16 protein-coding genes and 1 pseudogene are annotated in these 19,909 nt (G+C 65.4%); 5 read left to right on the forward strand and 12 right to left on the reverse strand.

Translation table 11 applies throughout. From position 1 onward, the window contains the following. Positions 1-116: 116 nt before the first annotated feature. From Q4G22_RS14960 to Q4G22_RS14980, 5 genes are all read right to left on the reverse strand, one after another. On the reverse strand, positions 117-533 hold the full coding sequence (locus Q4G22_RS14960; RefSeq protein ID WP_303386687.1) for a hypothetical protein: 417 nt from the start codon (positions 531-533) through the stop codon (positions 117-119). A gap of 489 nt (positions 534-1,022) precedes the next feature. Continuing rightward, positions 1,023-1,649, reverse strand: a complete 627-nt coding sequence (locus Q4G22_RS14965) for a 3-oxoacid CoA-transferase subunit B (protein ID WP_303386688.1) — start codon at positions 1,647-1,649, stop codon at positions 1,023-1,025. A 4-nt stretch (positions 1,650-1,653) separates the two neighbouring features. After that, on the reverse strand, positions 1,654-2,349 hold the full coding sequence (locus tag Q4G22_RS14970; protein ID WP_303386689.1) for a CoA transferase subunit A: 696 nt from the start codon (positions 2,347-2,349) through the stop codon (positions 1,654-1,656). A 91-nt stretch (positions 2,350-2,440) separates the two neighbouring features. Further along, complete coding sequence (gene ggt, locus Q4G22_RS14975) at positions 2,441-4,177, reverse strand: gamma-glutamyltransferase (RefSeq protein ID WP_303386690.1); 1,737 nt, start codon at positions 4,175-4,177, stop codon at positions 2,441-2,443. A gap of 129 nt (positions 4,178-4,306) precedes the next feature. Next, a complete protein-coding gene (locus Q4G22_RS14980; protein ID WP_303386691.1) occupies positions 4,307-5,401 on the reverse strand; it encodes a cytochrome-c peroxidase in 1,095 nt (364 codons plus the stop codon). Between the two features lie 108 nt (positions 5,402-5,509). Between Q4G22_RS14980 and speB the strand changes: the two genes are divergently transcribed. After that, positions 5,510-6,472 (forward strand): agmatinase, encoded by a 963-nt coding sequence (gene speB, locus Q4G22_RS14985; protein WP_303386692.1) that lies wholly within the window; start codon positions 5,510-5,512, stop codon positions 6,470-6,472. A 176-nt stretch (positions 6,473-6,648) separates the two neighbouring features. Here the strand turns inward: speB and gdhA are convergent, their stop codons facing one another. Beyond that, positions 6,649-7,998 carry an NADP-specific glutamate dehydrogenase gene (gene gdhA / locus Q4G22_RS14990; RefSeq protein WP_303386693.1) on the reverse strand — a complete coding sequence of 450 codons (1,350 nt, stop codon included), beginning with the start codon at positions 7,996-7,998 and terminating at the stop codon, positions 6,649-6,651. 131 nt (positions 7,999-8,129) lie between these two features. On the opposite strand from gdhA, the gene prfA reads away from it, so the two are divergent. The 3 genes from prfA (at position 8,130) to Q4G22_RS15005 (ending at position 10,939) form a co-directional block, all read left to right on the forward strand. Next, positions 8,130-9,182: a peptide chain release factor 1 gene (gene prfA / locus Q4G22_RS14995; RefSeq protein WP_303386694.1), complete on the forward strand. Its 1,053-nt coding sequence runs from the start codon at positions 8,130-8,132 to the stop codon at positions 9,180-9,182. Beyond that, entirely contained in the window at positions 9,179-10,012 is an 834-nt protein-coding gene (prmC, locus tag Q4G22_RS15000) for a peptide chain release factor N(5)-glutamine methyltransferase (RefSeq protein ID WP_303386695.1), read from the forward strand. Before prfA ends, prmC begins: the two co-directional genes overlap by 4 nt. A 240-nt stretch (positions 10,013-10,252) precedes the next feature. After that, positions 10,253-10,939, forward strand: a complete 687-nt coding sequence (locus Q4G22_RS15005; protein ID WP_303386696.1) for a DUF4167 domain-containing protein — start codon at positions 10,253-10,255, stop codon at positions 10,937-10,939. Positions 10,940-11,022: 83 nt separating this feature from the next. Here Q4G22_RS15005 and rsmA read toward each other — a convergent pair whose 3' ends face one another. From rsmA to lptF, 6 genes are all read right to left on the reverse strand, one after another. Further along, on the reverse strand, positions 11,023-11,868 hold the full coding sequence (rsmA, locus tag Q4G22_RS15010) for a 16S rRNA (adenine(1518)-N(6)/adenine(1519)-N(6))-dimethyltransferase RsmA (protein WP_303386697.1): 846 nt from the start codon (positions 11,866-11,868) through the stop codon (positions 11,023-11,025). A 40-nt stretch (positions 11,869-11,908) separates the two neighbouring features. Then, positions 11,909-12,874: a 4-hydroxythreonine-4-phosphate dehydrogenase PdxA gene (gene pdxA, locus Q4G22_RS15015; protein WP_303386698.1), complete on the reverse strand. Its 966-nt coding sequence runs from the start codon at positions 12,872-12,874 to the stop codon at positions 11,909-11,911. Between the two features lies 1 nt (position 12,875). Continuing rightward, positions 12,876-14,138 carry a peptidylprolyl isomerase gene (locus tag Q4G22_RS15020; protein ID WP_303386699.1) on the reverse strand — a complete coding sequence of 421 codons (1,263 nt, stop codon included), beginning with the start codon at positions 14,136-14,138 and terminating at the stop codon, positions 12,876-12,878. A 34-nt stretch (positions 14,139-14,172) separates the two neighbouring features. Continuing rightward, a complete protein-coding gene (locus Q4G22_RS15025; protein ID WP_303386700.1) occupies positions 14,173-16,473 on the reverse strand; it encodes an LPS-assembly protein LptD in 2,301 nt (766 codons plus the stop codon). Positions 16,474-16,538: 65 nt separating this feature from the next. Continuing rightward, on the reverse strand, positions 16,539-17,648 hold the full coding sequence (lptG, locus tag Q4G22_RS15030; RefSeq protein WP_303386701.1) for an LPS export ABC transporter permease LptG: 1,110 nt from the start codon (positions 17,646-17,648) through the stop codon (positions 16,539-16,541). Then, a complete protein-coding gene (gene lptF / locus Q4G22_RS15035) occupies positions 17,645-18,772 on the reverse strand; it encodes an LPS export ABC transporter permease LptF (RefSeq protein ID WP_303386702.1) in 1,128 nt (375 codons plus the stop codon). Before lptF ends, lptG begins: the two co-directional genes overlap by 4 nt. 110 nt (positions 18,773-18,882) lie before the next feature. Here lptF and Q4G22_RS15040 point away from each other — a divergent pair. Continuing rightward, positions 18,883-19,909 (forward strand): annotated as a pseudogene (locus Q4G22_RS15040) (leucyl aminopeptidase); the annotation flags it as partial.

Genomic DNA, 19,909 nt, shown 5'->3' on the forward strand with positions numbered 1-19,909 from the left:
CAGATCATCCGAGAGGAAGCCGCGAATCTCGTGCAACTCCACATGGTCGTTGTCGTGGGCGTTCATCAAATGCCGAGCCAGTTTGGCGGCATTCTTGCGTTCCGAAGCCTTGAGGATCATGGCTCACCCCCCGGCATCTTGCCAAGCGCCCGCAGGAGCTCATCGCGCAATTCCGCCACCGCGCGGCACGCATCGCGCAGTTCCGCGTCGGTTTCCGGCGTGACGGGCAGCGCGCCGATATTCACTGCGCGGGCAAGCTGATTGAGGTTCTGCGACAGGCGAGACGCGCCCAGCAATGCCAGCACCTTCGCCAGCGCAGCCTGATCCTTCACCGGAAACTTGCCCCGCGTCCTGCGAGGCGGCACATCAGCCCCGAACAACTTTGAGCGGATATAAGCCCCAAGCGACATCCCCGCCGCATCCCGTTCCAGCCGCGCCCGTTCCTCGAAGGTCAGCCGCAGCGAGAACGGCGGGGGATATTTCGGCGCTTTGACCTTGGCGGCATCGTTGAAATCATGGTGCGGGCTGGTCATCGTCGCACCTCAGATCGGTTAGATCAAAGTGCGAAAGCTGGTCTTCCCAATCGGCGAAAACCTCGAAAAGTCGGTTCGACTCTTCTGTGGTTAGGTCCACCAGATTTCTTTCAGGGATGGTATTCCAGGCGGGTATAAAGTCTGTCTGCACATCGTTATCGTGGCGTGTGGGTGCCAGCCGTTGTGGCGATGAATAATCGGCTTTGCCAACTGCCCCCTGCAACCCATCCTCGCAGCATAAAACGCGGCGCAATCCAGTCGCCCGGATGGTTATCAGCCTTTCAGTCGTGCGTCTTTGCGCGGGTCGGGCTTCCGGGGAGATCGTTCACCCTGCATTTGCGTCCGGCACGGCGGGGGCATTGCGGCAATATGGCAGATGGTCCGGCGTTCCGGGGTGTGGTTCAATCTCGATAGTCTTGCCCCGCCCCAAAACGCAAAGAACCGCCGCAACCCTGCGGCGGTTCCTGTTTGTTGTCCGCTGATACGGAATCAGACGATGGTCGCCTCGGTCGAGGCGCGCAGTTCTTCCTCGGTGACGCCGGGGGCGAGTTCGACGATGTGCAGGCCCTTGTGCCCGACATCCAGAACGCCAAGGTTGGTGATGATGCGATCCACCACCGCCTTGCCGGTCAGCGGCAGGGTGCATTCCTTCAGCACCTTGGATTCGCCTGCCTTGTTGGTGTGGTCCATGACCACCACCACGCGCTTGACCCCGGCGACCAGATCCATGGCGCCGCCCATGCCCTTGACCAGCTTGCCGGGGATCATCCAGTTCGCCAGATCGCCGTTTTCGCTGACCTCCATCGCGCCCAGGATGGCCATGGCGATCTTGCCGCCGCGGATCATCGCAAAGGACTGCGCGCTGTCGAAATAGGCCGAATGCGGCAGTTCGGTGATGGTCTGCTTGCCCGCGTTAATCAGGTCGGGGTCCACCTTGTCTTCGGTCGGGAAGGGGCCGATGCCCAGCATCCCGTTTTCTGATTGCAGCGTGACATGCACGCCCTCGGGGATGAAGTTGGCGACCAGCGTCGGAATCCCGATGCCAAGGTTCACATACATCCCGTCTTGCAGTTCCTGCGCCGCCCGCGCGGCCATCTGGTCACGATCCCAAGCCATTCGCTTATCCCTTCCGAACGGTGCGCTGTTCGATGCGCTTTTCATGCTCGCCTTGAATCAGGCGGTGGACATAGATGCCGGGCAGGTGAATGTGATCGGGGTCCAGACTGCCGGTCGGGACGATTTCCTCGACCTCGGCCACGCAGATGCGACCACAGGTGGCGGCGGGCACGTTAAAGTTGCGCGCCGTCTTGCGGAAGATCAGGTTGCCGGTTTCATCGGCCTTCCACGCCTTGACGATGGCCAGGTCGGTGACGATGCCGCGTTCAAGGATATAGGTTTCGCCGTCGAAATCCTTGTGATCCTTGCCCTCGGCGATGACGGTGCCGACGCCGGTTTTCGTATAGAAACCGGGGATGCCCGCCCCGCCCGCGCGCATCCGTTCGGCCAGCGTGCCCTGCGGGTTGAACTCCAGCTCCAGCTCGCCGGACAGATACTGGCGCATGAATTCCGCGTTCTCGCCGACATAGGACGACTGCATCTTGCTGATTTGCTTGCTGTCCAGCAGGATGCCCAGACCGAACCCGTCCACGCCGCAGTTGTTACTGGCGATGGTCAGGTTTTTCGTGCCTGCCTTGTGAATCGCCGCGATCAGCAGTTCAGGGATGCCACACAGGCCAAATCCCCCCGCCGCGATGCTCATCCCGTCTTTCAGGATACCGGCCAATGCCTCATCGGCATTCGCATAAACCTTTTTCATCTGGCTCCCCTTATTCCCTTCGGGAACTGTTTTGGCGTGGGGCGGGGGCCAAGTCAATTGGCCGGGCAGATGCCCGGCCCATGTGATCGCCTCAATACCCGACCGTTGCGGCACCGGCCCGGCGCGGATCGGATGCGCCCAGCAGATAGCCGCTTTCGGGATCGCGCATCACCGATTGCGTCGAGCCCATGACCTCTTGCAGCGATACGTTATGACCTTTGCCTTGCAGCAGGCGAATGGTGTCGATGCTGATGCCTTCCTCGATACGCAGCTCATCAGGCAGCCATTGGTGATGGATGCGTGGGGCGGTGCTGGCCTCGGCCACGTTCATATCGTGGTCGATCATGTTCATCACCACCTGCAAGACCGTGGTGATGATCCGCGCCCCGCCGGGCGAGCCGGTCGCCAGCCAGATCTCACCATCCTTTTTGACCAGAGTCGGTGTCATCGAGGACAGCGGCCGCTTGCCCGGTTCGACCGCATTGGCATCGCCGCCGATCAGACCATAGGCATTCGGCACCCCCGGCTTGGCCGAGAAATCGTCCATTTCGTTGTTCATCAGAATGCCGGTGCCATCCGCCACCAGACCCGAGCCATAGGAAAAGTTGATCGTATAGGTGTTGGACACCGCATTTCCGTGCCGGTCGATGATCGAATAATGCGTGGTCTGATCCGATTCATAGGGGGCAAGATCGGCTGGGGCGATCTGTTCGGATGGCGTGGCAAAGGCTTGCCGGATCTTGCCGCGCATATCGGCGGCATAATCCTTGGAGATCAGTTCCGCCACCGGCACGTCGATGAAATCAGGATCGCCAAGATATTCTGATCGGTCCGCATAGGCCAGCTTCATCGCTTCGGCCATCAGGTGCAGCGTCTCGGCGGAACCCGCCCCCAATGCGCCGATGGGATAGCCTTCGAGCGCGTTCAAAATCTGGATCAGATGCACCCCGCCCGATGATGGCGGCGGCATCGAGACGATCTCATAACCACGATATTCGCCGGTCACCGGCTCGCGCTTGATGGCGCGGTAATTCGCCATGTCCTCTGTGGTGATTTGCCCGCCCGCCGCTTGCACCGCATCCGCGATGCGCTGCGCCACCTCGCCGCGATAGAACCCGTCGGCGCCTTCATCGGCGATGATCCGCAGCGTGCGCGCCAGATCGGCCTGCACCAGAATGTCGCCAGGGCGGTAAAAGCTGCCGTCTTCCTTATAGAAAATCGCCGCCGCCGACGGGTATCGCGTCAGCCGCTGCTGCATCGCCTCAAGGCTGTCGGCAAGGTCGGGGGTGACGGTGATCCCCTCTTCGGCCAGCCGGATCGCGGGGGCGATGACCTCGGCCCAGGGCATGGTGCCGAATTCATCCAGCACCATTTTCATCCCTGCAACCGTGCCCGGCACGCCAGCCGCCGCCCCGCTATAACGTGACAGGTCCGCGTCGGCATTGCCCTCGGCATCCAGAAACATATCGCGTGTCGCCCCCGCAGGTGCCATTTCGCGATAGTCGATGGCATGGGTCTGGCCGCTTTCGGCATCATGGATCAGCATAAAGCCGCCGCCGCCGATATTGCCGGCGCGCGGCAGCGTCACGGCCAGCGCAAAGGCAACCGCCACACCGGCGTCTGCGGCATTCCCGCCTTTGGCCAGAATCTCGCGCCCGATCTCGGCCGCAACCCGTTCCTGAGCCGAAACCATACCGTTTTCCGCCCAGACCGGATGAATGCGATCCATGCCGGAATAGATCGCCGCCTCTTGCGCGAAGGTCGGTGCGCTTGCCAGCGTCACCGCCAGGCCCACAGCGCCAAGCCGCGCGGCCAGTTGCTTGTCCATCATCCCTTACTCTCCCGTGGTTCTCAACCAAGGGTAGCAAAGGGCTGCCGGTTTGGGAACCGCGCCGGATCACGTGAAAAGGGCGCGGGTTATCCCGCGCCCTTGGTCATCCCCCCTCTGCCATACGGTTTACTGTTGCGGCAGCATCGGCTGCGGGTTGGGGGTTTCCGCCGTCCGTTCGGGCAGGATCGGCAGCGTGACCTCTGGCCGCTCGCCGGTCAGTGTGTGCAGAAAGGCCACGATGTCTTCGGCCTGTTCCGGCGTCATTTCCGTGCCAAGCTGCGAGGTGGACATGATCTTGACCGCCTGTTGCAGATCCCAGACCTTGCCCGAATGGAAATAGGGCGCGGTCAGCGCGATGTTGCGCAAGGGTGCGGCGCGGAACACATATTCGTCGCTGGCGGTGTTGGTCACGTTAAAGCGGCCCGGATCGTTTTCCGGCAAAATCTCGGCCCCCGGATTTTCCATCACGCCAAACGGGAAATAATCCTGACCGCCCACGTTGATGCCGCTGTGGCAGGTGACGCAGCCGGTTTCGACAAACGCTTGCAGCCCCCGTTTTTGCTGTTCGTCCATGGCGCTGTCATCGCCGGTCATGAAACGGTCCAGCGCCGAATTGGGCGTAATCATCGTGGCTTCGAACTGCTCGATTGCATCGGCAAAGTTGTCGAAGGTGATCGGGTCGTCCTGATCGGGATAGGCCAGCGCGAACGCCTCGACATAGCCGGGCATGGATTTCAGCGTGGCGATGACGATATCGGGGGTGTTGTGCATTTCCACGCTGGCCTGAACCGGCCCCTTGGCCTGTTCGGCCAGGTCGGGCGCACGGCCATCCCAGAATTGTGCGATGTTGAACACGGCGTTGAAGACGGTTGGCGCGTTGCGCGGGCCTTTCTGCCAGCCATGGCCGATCGACACTTCCTGATCGTCGGTGCCGCCCAGGCCAAGCTGGTGGCAGGTCTGGCATGAAATCAGTTGCGACGAGGACATGCGCGGATCGAAATACAGCATTTTACCCAGCTCCACCTTTTCCGGGGTAAGGGGCCGGCCTTCGGGCGTTTCCTCGGACACGCGCAGCGGCTGCGGTTCCTGCGGGATCGGGTCGAAATTCGCGATGGCCAGATCGCGCAATGCGGCATCATCCATCGCAGCATCCTGCGCAAAGGCGGGGATTGCAGCGACGGCGGCAACGCTGGCCAGAAGCATGGCTTTGAAGGTTGTCATGGCTGTCTCCTGTAAGGCGGACGGCCCGGCGACTCTTGCCGCCAGACATTCCAATGGTGCAAGCTTAGCGCGCGTTTCCCCGATGAACCTTAAGCTGGATCAAACTCAATGGCACTGAACGACGCCAAAACGCAGACCGATCACGCCTTTACAAGAAATAACCTGCGCGGCCCAAGCTTTGAGAACGCCTTCGCCGGGGCGACCAGCTTTTTGCGCAGGCGATATAGCAAGGATTTGAACGAAGTTGATGTCGCCGTGACCGGCATTCCCTTCGATCAGGCGGTGACAAACCGGCCCGGCACAAGGTTCGGCCCCCGCGCGATCCGCGAGGCATCGACGCTGCAACCCTATGACCCGCCCTATGGCTGGGGCTTTGATCCGCTGTCGGTGCAAACGGTGGTGGATTATGGCGATATGGCCTTTGACTATGCCGACACGCGCGGGGTGCCGGGGCGGATCACCGATCATATCGCCGGTATTCTGGCGGCAGGCGTGGTGCCGATCACCTTGGGCGGCGATCACTCGATCACGCTGCCGATCCTGCGTGCGGTGGCGGCACAACACGGCCCGGTGGCGCTGATCCAGTTCGATGCCCATTCCGATTCATGGCCCGACGATGACCCCGACCGCATCGACCACGGCACATTTCTGTATAAGGCGATCCGTCAGGGCATCGTGGACCCGGCGGCATCGGTCAGCATCGGTATCCGCACCGATAACCCCGACACGATGGGGGTGACGATTCTGGATGCGCCCTTCGTCCACGAACACGGCATCCCCGCCACGCTGGATGCCATCCGTGCCGTCATCGGCAGCCGCCCGGCCTATATCACCTTCGACATCGACGCACTGGACCCCGCCTTTGCCCCCGGCACCGGCACCCCGGTCTGGGGCGGGCTGGCGTCGTGGCAGGCCGCGGCGATCCTGCGCGGGCTGGCGGGTATCACCCTGCTGGGCGGCGATGTGGTCGAGGTCTCGCCCCCCTATGACACCACTGGCGCAACCGCGATTGCAGGGGCGCATGTGGCGATGGAGCTGATCGCGCTGGCCGGCTGGGGACGGCGGGGATAGGGACGCGGCCCTTTGCTGCCCGCCTGTCTTGCACCACGCCCCGTTCCCCGTTTGCCCAAATCCGCATCTTGGGGCGCCCCGGCGGTAACAGGGATGGTCGCTGAACCCTGAACACCATCACCCAACAAAAAACCCGGCAATCGCCGGGTTTTTCGTTCACGCTGGCCGGGCAGGCGTCAGACCACGCCCAAGGCGCGCATCGCGTCGGCGACGCGGACAAAGCCCGCGATGTTGGCACCCAGAACGTAATCGCCCGGTGCGCCGTAATCTTCGGCGGTGGCGGCGCAGTCGTCGTGGATGGTCTTCATGATCTCGTCCAGACGACCGGCGGTCTTTTCAAAGGTCCAGCTGTCGCGGCTGGCGTTCTGCTGCATTTCCAGTGCCGAGGTTGCCACGCCGCCTGCATTGGCGGCCTTGCCGGGCGCGAACAGCACCTTGGATTCCTGAAACACCTCGATCGCCTCGGGGGTGCAGGGCATGTTGGCCCCCTCGGCCACGACCTTGACGCCGTTTTTGACCAGCTTTTTCGCGTCCTTGCCGTGCAGCTCGTTCTGCGTGGCGCAGGGCAGGGCGACCTCGCATTCGACATCCCAGACAGAACCGTCCTTGATGTATTGCACCCCCTTGCCGCGTTCTTCCTGATAGGCGGACAGGCGTTCGCGGCGCACCTCCTTGATTTCTTTCAGCAGGTCCAGATCGATGCCGTCCTTGTCCACGACATAGCCGCTGCTGTCGGAACAGGCGATGACCTTGGCGCCGTATTCCTGCAATTTCTCGATCGCATAGATGGCGACGTTGCCGGAACCGGACACGATGCATTTGCGCCCCTCCAGCCCGTCCTTGCGGGTTTCCATCATGTGCCGGGCAAAGGCGGCGGTGCCATAGCCGGTGGCCTCGGTCCGGGCGCGCGATCCGCCATAGGACAGGCCCTTGCCGGTCAGCACGCCAGCCTCGTATTTGTTGGTCAGCCGCTTGTAGGCCCCGAACATATAGCCGATTTCACGCCCGCCCACACCGATGTCACCCGCCGGAACGTCGGTATATTCGCCGATATGGCGGTGCAGTTCGGTCATGAAGCTTTGGCAGAACCGCATGATTTCCAGATCCGACTTGCCCTTGGGGTCAAAGTCGGAACCGCCCTTGCCGCCGCCAATGGGCATCCCGGTCAGGGCGTTCTTGAAGGTCTGTTCGAACCCCAGAAACTTGATGATCCCGACGTTCACCGAAGGGTGGAACCGGATGCCGCCCTTATAGGGGCCAAGCGCGCTGTTGAACTGCACGCGAAAGCCGCGGTTGATGTGGACATTGCCCTTGTCGTCGAGCCACGGCACGCGAAAGATGATCTGCCGTTCCGGTTCGCAGATCCGTTCAATCAGGGCCATGTCGGCGTATTCGGGATGCTTGGCGACCACGCGGTTCAGGCTGTGCAGCACCTCGTCCACGGCCTGATGAAATTCCGGCTCGCCGGCGTTGCGGCGATGAACCTCGGCCTGAATGGCGGCGAGACGTTCGGTAAGCTGTGGCATGACATCCCTCATCTGAATATTATTTGGGCATTCCTTACGGCGATTGTGCAGCCTTGTATAGCGACCGGGCATAACTTGTCTGGCTGTGCTCGGCTATTGACCGGCAGGGCGGGGCGGGGCAAACCCGCGCCATGTTGCCGCAGGACCGCCTTGACCAGATCGCCGCCCGTTTCGAATATCTCGAAGCGCGGCTGAACGATGGCCCACCGCCCGATCAGATCGCCGCGATCAGCCGCGAATATGCGGAACTGAAACCCGTGGTCACACAGATCGCCGCCTTTCGCGCCGCGCAGGACGATTTGACGCAGGCACAGCAGATGCTGGCCGACCCGGAAATGCGCGAACTGGCGCAGGATGAACTGGCGCGGCTGCATGTCGAACTGCCCGCGCTGGAACAGGCGCTGCGAATCGCGCTTTTGCCGCGCGATGCCGCCGACGCGCGCCCGGCCATTCTGGAAATCCGCCCCGGCACCGGCGGCGAAGAGGCGGCGCTGTTCGCGGGCGATCTGCTGGCCATGTATCGCCGCCACGCGGAATCGCAGGGCTGGACGTTTCAGATGCTGGATCTGACCGAAACCGAACTGGGCGGCGTGCGCGAGGCCGTGGCCCGGATCGAGGGCGAGGGCGTTTTTGCACGGCTGAAATACGAATCGGGCGTTCACCGGGTGCAGCGGGTGCCCGAAACCGAATCGGGCGGGCGCATCCACACCAGCGCGGCGACGGTGGCTGTTCTGCCCGAGGCGGCCGAGGTGGACATCGACATTCCTGCCAGCGACATCCGCATCGACACCATGCGTTCATCGGGGGCGGGCGGGCAGCATGTGAACACCACCGATTCGGCGGTGCGGATCACCCACCTTCCCACCGGCATCGTCGTTACCAGCAGCGAGAAATCGCAGCACCAGAACCGCGCCAATGCCATGGCGGTGCTGCGGGCGCGGCTGTATGACGCCGAACGTCAACGCGCCGATGCCGAGCGTGCCGCGGATCGCCGTTCTCAGGTCGGCAGCGGCGACCGCAGTGAACGCATCCGCACCTATAACTTTCCCCAGGGGCGGATGACCGATCACCGCATCAACCTGACACTGTATGCGCTGGACCGGGTGATGGCGGGCGACCTGGCCGAGATCATCGACGCCCTGACCGCCCACGATCAGGCCGCCCGTCTGGCCGCGCAGGAATGAGCGGGCCAACCCTCCGCCATGCGATGATCGGGGCCGTTCAGGCCCTGCGCGCGACGGGTCTGCCCGATCCGCAGGCCGATGTGCGGCGGCTGATGGCATATGTTCTGGGTGTGGACGCCGGGCGGCTGACGCTGATGGCGGGCGACCGGATGACAGCGCAGCAATGGGCTGATTTCGACGCCTGTGTTACCCGGCGCAGCCGTCATCAGCCGGTGGCGCAGATCACCGGCACCCGCGCCTTTTGGAAACATGATTTCCGCGTCACCCCCGCCACGCTGGACCCGCGCCCCGAAACCGAAACGCTGGTGACGGCGGCGCTGGACTTGCCCTGGCGCAGCCTGCTGGACCTTGGCACCGGCACCGGCGCGATCCTGATTTCCTTGCTGGCGGAACGGCCCGGCACGACCGGGCTGGGGGTGGATCTGTCCACCGCGGCGCTGGAGGTGGCGCGCGGCAACGCCGCCCGTATCGGGGTGACGGCGGATTTCGCGCCATCCGACTGGTTCAGTGCCGTGACCGGGTGCTTTGACCTGATCGTGTCCAACCCGCCCTATATCGCCGCCGCTGAAATGCCCGGCCTGTCGCCCGAGGTGCGCGACTGGGAACCGCATCTGGCGCTGACCGACGGGGCCGACGGGCTGGGTGCCTATCGCGCCATTGCGGCGGGGGCGGCGGCGCATCTGACGCCCGGCGGCGCGGTGCTGGTGGAAATCGGCCCGACGCAGGGGGCGGCTGTGTCGGCGCTGTTTGCCGATGCCGGGGCCGGGGCGCGCGTGCTGGCCGATCTGGATGGCCGTGACCGTGTTGTTTTGGCCCAATTCCCGGCGTAGCTGCGGCAAAATCGCGCCATTTGACGGCATTTTATCACTTTTGTGCTTGTCAGGGGCGCGGATGCGTGTTTATTCGCCCTTGTGACGGGGACCGCAGGGTGCCCGCACGGGTCAGCCGCACAAGCCGCAGATCAGCCGGGGGTTCACGCCCCGCCCAAGGGTTAAGGCAGGTTGCAACGTTGCTTGGCGCGATGATCCCCACCATCCAGCCATGATCTGGAACCATCGACAGACAGACTGATGAGATCATCGAAATCCCGTTCGCGTAACAAGTCGAACCGTCAGCGTTCACTGGGCAATATCGTCAACCGTGTGTTCGATTCGTCCGGCCCCGAAGGCAAGGTTCGCGGCACTCCGCAGCAGATCATTGACAAATATCTGGCGCTTGCGCGCGATGCGCAATTGTCCAACGACCGCGTGGCCGAACAAAGCTTTCTGCAACATGCGGAACATTACACCCGCATGCTGGGCGAGGCGCAGCGTGAAATGGCTGAACGCCAGCAGCACAACCAACAGCAGGGCCGCGACGGGCGTGATGACGACCGTGATGGCAATGGCAGCGGTTATCAGGGGCAGCACCAGAACCGCGATCACCGCGATGACCGCCGCGATGAGGCACGTGACGACCGCCGTGATGAGACGCGCGACGATCAAACCGAGGCGCAGCCGGTGCCGCCGCAGTCTCAGCCCCGGCCCGAAGCCGCTGGTCTGCCTGATGTCGTCGATGCCGGTGATGTGGATGATGCCGGTCCCGTCGCCACGCCCGAGGCAACACCCGAGGCGGCGACCCCGGCACCCGCACAGCCGGAACGCGCCCGCCGTCCGCGCGCTCCGCGCAGCACGACCCCGCGCCCGCGCCGCCGTCGTGACGATGATGGCGCCACAGAGGGGGGCAAAACCCCGGCTGAAGGCGGCGAAACCGCCTGAGCGGTGTTGCATCGCAAATAACATGGCCGCCCTGTGGGGCGGCCTTTTTCATTGGCAGGATGTATCGGCAAGGTTGGTGACGCCTAACCCGCCGCCTTCAACAGACGGGCCAGGGTGCAGAACGCCTCCAGCCCGATTTCCTCGGCCCGTGCGGTGGGCGGGATTGCGGCCTGTTCCAGCAGTGATTCGATGTCGGGGTGCAGCCCGCGCAGGCTGGCGCGCAGCATCTTGCGCCGCTGGCCAAAGGCGGCGGCGGTGATGCGTGACAGGGTGGCGGCATCCGCCGGGTATCGCGGCGCGGACAGGGCGGTCAGTTGGACGACTGCGGAATGCACCTTGGGCGCGGGGGTAAAGGCCTCGGGCGGCAGGGTCATGGCGATCCGCGCATCCGCCCGCCACTGCGCCAGCAGCGCCAGCCGGCCATAGGCCTTGCTGCCCGGCGTGGCGACGATGCGTTCGGCGACCTCTTTCTGGAACATCAGCGTCAGGCTTTCCCAGAACGGCGGCCAGTCGCGCGGGGTCAGCCAGCGGATCAACAGTTCGGTGCCGACGTTATAGGGCAGGTTCGCGGCAATGCGGATCGGCGGGGTCAGATGCTTGGCCGGGTCGATCTCCAGCGCGTCGCCGTTGATGACCGTCAGTCGGCCCGGATAGGCGTCGGCGATTTCCGCCAGCGCGGGCAGGGCGCGGGCGTCCTTTTCGATGGCCAGCACATGCCGCGCCCCCTGCATCAATAGCCCGCGCGTCAGCCCGCCGGGGCCGGGGCCGATTTCCAGCACGTCGCAGCCGGTCAGATCCCCCGCCTGCCGCGCGATCTTGGCCGTCAGGTTCAGGTCCAGCAGGAAATTCTGGCCCAGCTGTTTCTTGGCCCGCAGGTCGTGCCGGGCGATCACCTCGCGCAGAGGGGGAAGGTTGTCCAGCGTGCTCACGGTCGCCCCCCAGGATGCGTATTTGGGCAAACAGGAAACATCATGCGCGGTTGCGGGCCATATCCGCCGCCATCTTCAGCGCCGCGATGGTCGAGGCGGTGTCGGCGCGCCCCCGGCCCGCGATGTCAAAGGCGGTGCCATGGTCGGGCGAGGTGCGGATGAACGGCAGCCCCAGCGTAACGTTGACGCCGCCCGCGAAATCCAGCGTCTTGATCGGGATCAGGGCTTGGTCGTGATAGGCGCAGATCGCCGCGTCATATCGGCTGCGGGCCGGGGCGTGGAACATGGTATCGGCGGGCAGCGGCCCGGCAAGGTTCAGACCCTCGGCATGCAGGCGGGCGATCAGCGGGGCGATCATATCCTGTTCCTGACGGCCCATCGTGCCGCCTTCGCCCGCGTGGGGGTTCAGGCCCGCGACGGCGATTCGCGGGTTGGCGATGCCGAAATCGCGGATCAGGGCCGCATGAGTGATGCGGATGCTGCGTTCCAGCAGGTCGGATGTCAGCGCGGCGGGCACGTCTTGCAGCGGGATGTGGATCGTCGCGGGCACCACGCGGCAGGGCGGCGTGACGGTGGTCGAGGCCAGCATCATCGCCACATCCGCCCCACCCGCCAGATGGGCGAGGTATTCGGTATGGCCGGGAAAGCCAAAGCCCGCGCCCTGTTTCAGCGCCTGTTTGTTGATCGGCAGGGTGGTGATGGCGGCGGCCTGCCCGGTCATCACCAGGTCCACCGCGCGGGCGATCACGTCGATGACCCCTTGGGCATTGGCCGGATCGGGCTGGCCCGGCGCGGCGGGGGCGGCGAAATCGTGGCGCAGCACTGGCAACTGGCCGGGCGGGACGGGATCGTCCGGCGCTGTGATTTCCGTGATCGGCGTGCCCGGCGGCAGGTGGCGCGGATCGCCCATCCAGACGAAATCCACCCCGCAGCCCAGAACGCGGGCGGCGATCTCTGGCCCGATGCCGGCTGGTTCGCCGCAGGTCAGGATAACGCGGCCTGCCACCTTAAGGCCGCCGGATGACGGCATCGGCGCGCAGCTCGGCCAGATAGGCATCGGCCATGACGTTGATCTTTTGGTTGAACAACTGGTCACGCATCGCCGCGCGATCCGGCAGCGCCGCCGGATTTGCCCCGGCCACGCCCGCCTCGACCCCATCGGGGGGCAGGGCGGTGGTGGCGACCTGATCCTGCGCCAGCAGCGCGGGCTGACGCGAACACAGCATGATGATTTCGATTCCCAGGCCGGTGTTCACCGTCGCGGTTTCGCCCGGATCAAGCGCGGCCAGCTGCGCCGCGACCAGCCCCGGAATCGCCCCTTGCGAGGCGGTCTGCCGCTGAGTCGCCCCGGCCCCGCGCGCCTGAAGATCGTTGCAGGTATCCACGCGGGCGGTGATGTCGGCGGCGGTGGCCGCATCGGCGACGCGCAGAACGGCGTAATCCAGCACCTGTTCGCGCGCGCCCGGCCGCAACTGCCCCTGCGCATCGCGCAGCATCAGCAGCACCACCGCGCCCGGCACATTCAGCGGCTGGGTCATCTGGCCGGGCCGCAGCGCAGACACGATCTGGCGCAGCGCCGGGGGCAGGTTGTCCAGTTCGACCCACTCCAACCGCCCGCCCCGGCTGGAGGTGCCGGATGCGGAATATTGCCGCGCTGCCGCCGCAAAACCCGCCTCGTTGGATGACGAGGCCAGAATCTGCTGCGCCCGCGCCTGTGCCGCGCCCTCTTGTCCGTCGGGGGCGGGGATGACGATTTCCGACAACAGCACCCGGCTGATGACCGGAGTTTCAATTTCCCGTGTCAGCGCGCGCTCGACCTCGGCGTCCGATATGTTGACACCCGGCACGATGCGGCGGCGGATCACCTCGCGCCAGACGACGCCGGCGGTGACGAAATCGCGGTAAGCCTGCCGTTCCACCCCGGCGCGGCCAAGGGCGGTGATGAATTCGGCGCTGCTCATACCGGCGCGCCCGGCGAATTCATCCAGCCCGGCCTGAATATCGGCATCCGACGGGGCGATGCCCATCTGACGCGCGGCGAACATCTTGAGCCGGTCGTTGACCAGTTCCGCCTCGGCCCCCGCCGGGGTGGCGTTGGGCGCCTGAAGCAGCTGCATAAAGCGCAGGCGCTGATCCACCTCGTATCGGGTGACGGCCTGATCGTTGATATAGACCAGCGGCGAAAAGGCGTTCTGCGCCGCGACCGGCATGGCCACCGGCCCAAGACCAAGGGCCGCAGCAAGCGCGATGCCGGAAAGAAACTGCCGCATGATGTCTGTCTCCGAAGTGTTGTTTGCCGCGACCCTAGCGCATACAGGATCGCCGCGCCACTGTGCCCGGCGCGGCGGCCTGTTGCCCGAACCCGCCCAGACGGACGGACAGGTCGAAATCCGTTTCCGCCCGCACCGAATCGGACGAGGTAAAGCGCCGCCCGATGCCCATGTCCAGCGTGATACATTCGTTGCGATACTGCATCCCCAGCGAGGCCTTTTGCATCCGGTCCTCGGTGAAGTCATAGCGCGCCTCGGCGCTGCCCCACCAGCCGGGGGCGACCTGCCAGCCGGTGTTCAGCACCGCCTCTCGCGTGTCGGTCAGGCGGCTTTCGCCCCGGTCGCGGTTGATCCACAGATAACCGGCGCTCAGCTGCATGTCGGGGCGCAGCACGCCCATGCGCAATTCGCTGCGCGAAAAGCGGCCCTTGTCATCGAACAGGCCGCGCGCGGATGCGGCAATGCCGGTGCCGCTGTCATAATTCGCCGCCAGCAGCCAGTCGGACCGCCGCCCCGACAAGGGCGAATCCGGGCCGAATTCGTCGTCGCGCCGGTCGCGCAGCACCCGCCCCGCCGTGACGCCCAGCGACCAGCCCTCGGGGGCGATGCGGGTCCAGGTGATGCCCAGATTGGCGCGCAACCCCTGTTCGCGCGCGTCGGATCCGGGAAAGCGGTTCATCGAAAACAGGTTGCCTTCATCGAATTCGATCAGGCGGCTGTCCTCGTTCGGGATGTCATCCTCGCCGTCGTGGCGGGGCGACCACAGCAGTTGCACCACGGGTTCCACGATATGGGTGACGCCCGCGCCGCTGCCGACCAGCGGCCAGCGCAGTTCCACCCCGCCGGTCGGTGTCACCCGTGCCTTGGTGCTGTCATAATTGCTGTCTTGCGCGATGCGATAAAAATCGGCGTCCAGCGCCCCCAGCGCCGCCAGCACGAATCCGTTGCCCACGATCTCGCTGCGGCGCCAGTCGGCATACAGCGATCCGCGGGCCATGTCGCGCCCCAGAACATCGGCGGACGAGGGGCGGCGGTGCGCATGGGCCGACCAGCCCAGCAGCGCCTCTCCGCCCAGCCAGCGCGGTTGCACCCTCCGCTGCCAGATCACATCGGCGACCTGCGCGGGCGAATAGGAACCCTCTTCGTCGTCGCGCAGCGAATCATAGCTGCCAATCCGGGCCACGAACAACTTGTCGCGGCGCACCCGGTCCAGCGTTATGCCCGACCACAGCCGGTCGGCGTCGGTGACGTCGTAATCCAGCAGATAGGCGCGGTCGGATGCATGCTGCAATTGCAGCCCCAGCCGATAGCCGCGCGGCAGGTCGAATTCGGCCACGCCGAACAGATAGCCGCGGGTGGTGCCGGGTTCCAGATCGTCGCGGCTGATCGCCCCGTCCAGTTGCAGCGCGCCATTGCTGAAGGCCTGGCGGTATCGCGCCTCCAGCGTCCGCGTGCGCGAGGCTGACAGATAGGGCGTCAGCGTCACATCGGCGCTGCGGCCAAGGGTGATAAAATAGGGGATCTTGACCCCAAAGCCCAGCCCGGATGTCGTGCGCAAACTGGGGCGCAGCAGCCCGGTCTTGCGCTCGACCGTGGGATCAGGGGCGGAAATGGTAAACGGCACCGCTGCCACCGGCACGCCAAAGGCGCGCAACTGCGGGTGTTCCAGAATCAGTTCCTGCCGGTCGGCGTCATGGGTGATGCTGCGCGCGCGGATTTCCCACAGTGGCGTCGGATCGCTGGCGCAGACCTGGCAGGACGAGGTGACGACATTGGTCATCGTGGTATAGCGCCCGCCATCGCTGCGCCGCACCTCGGTTGCGGCCAGTTGCAATTCGCGGGCGATGACCAGCCGGGCACCGCGCAGGATGCCGTCCTGCAAGGTGCGGTCCAGTTGCGCGGCATCAGCGATCAGCACCATGTCATCGGTGCTGCCCTGCTGGCCGGGGCGCGACAGGTGGATCGGCCCCTCGATCGTCAGCGCGCCCGATGGCCCGTCCACCCGCAGGCGCGAGGCAACCAGCCGGTTGCCCTGATACCAGATCACCACCCCGCCCGAGGCGATCAGCGTGCGGTCGCCCTCCAGCGTGATGGCGTCGGCCAGCACGGTGGCGGCGTCGTCATCGGCCTGATCTGGCACCGGGCGCGGCAGGGTCACGTTATCGCGCCCCCGCGCGGTGGTCAGCCGTTCGGGCGTGGGGGTGCCGTCGGCGATGGTGCCGAACCCCAGCAAGGGCGCGGTCGGGGCAAGTGCCGGTCCGCCGCTGGCCCCTTCGGGCACGCCGATCACCACCTGCGCCATGGCGGGCTGTGGTGCCGTGGCCGTGGCGGTCATCAGGGTTGTGACGGCAAAGATGGCGGCGGCCCGTCTGTTGCGTGGTTTTGTCAGGCACGGCGCCATCAGCCATCCTCTCTTTGCAAGATCACGGCCAGGGCCAGCGCGGCACCGACGGCGGGCGGTGCCCAGCCGGCGATCCACGGCGCGACCTGACCGGAATCGCCCAGAACCTGCGCCAGATTGCGCAGAAAGAACAACCCGATCCCGGCACCAAAGGCCATCAGCACGGCGATGCCGGAATTGCGCCCGCGCACATGCTGCATGGTAAAGGCGGCGGCGATGGCCACCATCGCGGCCATCAGAAAGGGGCGGGCCAGCTCCATCTGCAACCAGACGCGGTGGCGCGCCGCGGAAAAGCCCGCACGCTCCAGCCCGGCGATGAAATCGGGCAGTTGCCAGATCCCCACCGCATCGGGCCGGCCAAACCCTTCGCGGATGCGCTGCGCCGTCAGGTCCGAGGGCAGCGACAGCGTTTCCTGTCTTTGCACATCGGCCTGCGGGTTCTGATTGCCCAGCCGGTAATCGCGCACGCCGGTCAGCTGCCATGCGCCGGGGACCAGAACGGCGGTCTGTGCCTCGATCCGGCGGGTGGGACCGCTGCCCGATCCGTAAATCAGAAAGGTCGCGTCATACAGTGTCGTCGCATCCGGGCTGGCGCGTCCGGCGCGAATCACGATCTGCCCCCTGTCCTGCCCGTTGTCGCTTAACCCCTGCCGCAGCCAGACCGCGCGATCCCCCACGGAAACCGTCTGCTGGCCGCCGCGCTCGATCTGGGCGGCGGCGGCGTCATACAGGCGGCTGGTGGCGGCGACGAACGGGTTCAGCACGGCCACGGCCAATGCGCCCACGATGATCGCCGTCGCCACCGGGGCGCGCAGCAGTCGCAGCGCGGATTGCCCGGCGGCCCGGATCGCCACCAGTTCCGAGGTGCTCGCCAGGCCCAGAAACAGCGCGATCCCCGCCAGCACCGTAATCAGCGGCAGGATCTGGTAAAACGCCCCGGCAATCGACAACAGCGACAGTTGCGCCGCACCGCCCAACCCCAGCCCCGCGCCGGAAAAGCGGCGGATCGTCTCGATCATCTCGATCAGGAACAGGATCAGCCCGAACACCCCCGCGATCAGCAGCAGGCTGCGCAAAAACCGGCGCGCGATGTAAAAAGGCAGAATCATGCCACCCCTCCGGCCCGTCTGGGCGGCGGAAAGGGCCGCGCCGCCAGCCACAACAGAAACAGACAGATGACAGCGCCCGCCACCATCGGCATATAGGGCAGCCACCACTGTGCCGGGTTTCGCCCGGCGGCGTTGGCGGCGGCATTAATCATGAACTGAACCGAGATCAGCCCGATGACCGCCCAGAACACCTGCCGCCACACGCCAAAGCGCGAATAGCCGCCAATCAGCAGCGTGGCAAAGCCGATCATCACCGCAATCGGGGCCTGAAGCGGCTGGCTGATCCGCTCATGCGCCTCAAGCCGGGCCTGAGCGGCGGATGCGCCGGTGCTTTCCAGAACCTGCGGATCGGCGCGCAGCAGGCTTGGGGTGTCATAATCACGCAGATCGCGCCCGCGCGCGGCCCGCCCGCCGATCAACGCCCCCAGATCATAGCTGAGTTCGTCAAACCGCGTGATCGACAGCAACCCGTCCTGCGTGCCCTGCATGTTCTGCACCATGCCGTTCAGCATCACCAGCACCGGCCCGTGCTCACCGCGCACCACCAAAGCCTCTTGCGCGGTATAGGTGGACTGGTCGGCGGGGTTACGCGCATCCTCCAGAAACAGGTCCAGCAGACGGCCATCGCTGGCAATATCGCGGATGAACAGCGTCAGCCCGGTCGCCGGATACTGAAAATCGCCCGCCCGCAGAAATTGCCCGACCACGTTTTCGGCCAGCTCGCTTTGCCGGTCGGCCAGCCTTTCGCGCGCCATCGGCACCAGCACATGCACCAGCACGGCCACGATCAGCGCCACGCCCAGCCCAAAGATCAGCACCGGACGCGCCATCCGCCAGGGCGACAGCCCGGCGGCGCGCATGGCGACCAGCTCTGATTCTCCGGCCAGACGGTTGGTGCCATAGGCGGTGGCGGCAAAGGCCGCGACCGGCAGCACGGTGGCAATCACGGTGGGCAGGGTCAGCGCGGTGAACTCCAACACCACCAGCGCGGTCTGGCCATCGCTTAACAATTGCTCGAACAGACGCACGGCACGGTTGATCCAATACACCGCGACCAGCACCAGCGCAAAAAAGCCGAACAGGCTCAGAAATCGGGTCAGCAGGTAACAGTCGATGCGCGGCATTGGGTCCGGTTTGGTTGGCCTGTCCCCCTGATAACCCGTGCGGCGGCTCTGGCAAAGGGGCCGTATGGGGGCTAGGCTGACGGCGGCGAACAATCTGAAAGGCCCGTTCCATGACCCATCCCGTCGAAATCAGCTTTGTCGAAACCGCAGCGGTTGATCCGGCGGCGCATCAGGGGCGGGTGGCGCTGATCGTGACACCGGGCGGGAAACTGCCCCCCGGCCTGCCGCGCGGGACGCGCGATGCGGCGATGCGGGCGCTGAACTCCAAGGCGGGGCAGGCGCTGAAACCCGGCGGGTCGCTGGAACTGGCCTTTCCCGCCGGCATGGCCGCCGATGCGCTGCACCTGATCGCGTTGCCGCCCAAATCCAGCGTGGCCGAGGCGCGTCGTGCGGGGGCCGCCATCGGCGCGAAACTGGGCAAGGGGCATACGCTGGTGCTGGCGGGCGGACATGCGCAGGGGGCCGAGATCGCGCTTGGCATCGCCCTGCGCGGCTATGACTTTTCCGTTTACCAGACGCAAAAACCCGATGATGACGGGGCTCCGGGTGATGTGAGTCCGGCGCGGCTGGTGACAACCCCCGGTGCGGGCGAAAACGCCCGTCTGACCGAAGGCGGCGACACGCCCTCGGATGCCACCCCGGCCAAGGGCACCCCGCCGCAGCCCGACAAGGCCCGCGTCACCTTTGCCGCCAAAGACCCGCAGGCGTTGGCGAAAGCCGCCAAAGACGGCGCAGCCGTGGCCGAGGGCGTGTTCTTTACCCGCGATCTGGTCAATGAACCCGCCAACGTGCTGACCACCAGCGATTTCGCCGACCGCCTGCTGGCGATGCGGGAAATCGGCCTCGATGTCGAGGTGCTGGACGAAGACGAACTGGCCCGCCTTGGAATGCGCGCGTTGTTGGCCGTGGGGCAGGGGTCGGAAAGCCCGTCCAAGGTCGTGGTGATGCGCTGGAACGGCGGCGGGGACGAGGCGCCGCTGGCATTGGTCGGCAAGGGCGTGGTCTTCGACACCGGCGGCATTTCCATCAAACCGGCGGCGGGGATGGAGGAGATGACCATGGACATGGGCGGCGCGGGTGTTGTCGCCGGGGTCATGCGCACGCTGGCCCTGCGCCGGGCGCGGGCCAATGTCGTCG

This window comes from Paracoccus sp. (in: a-proteobacteria) (assembly GCF_030538655.1).
Classification (GTDB): Bacteria; Pseudomonadota; Alphaproteobacteria; order Rhodobacterales; family Rhodobacteraceae; genus Paracoccus.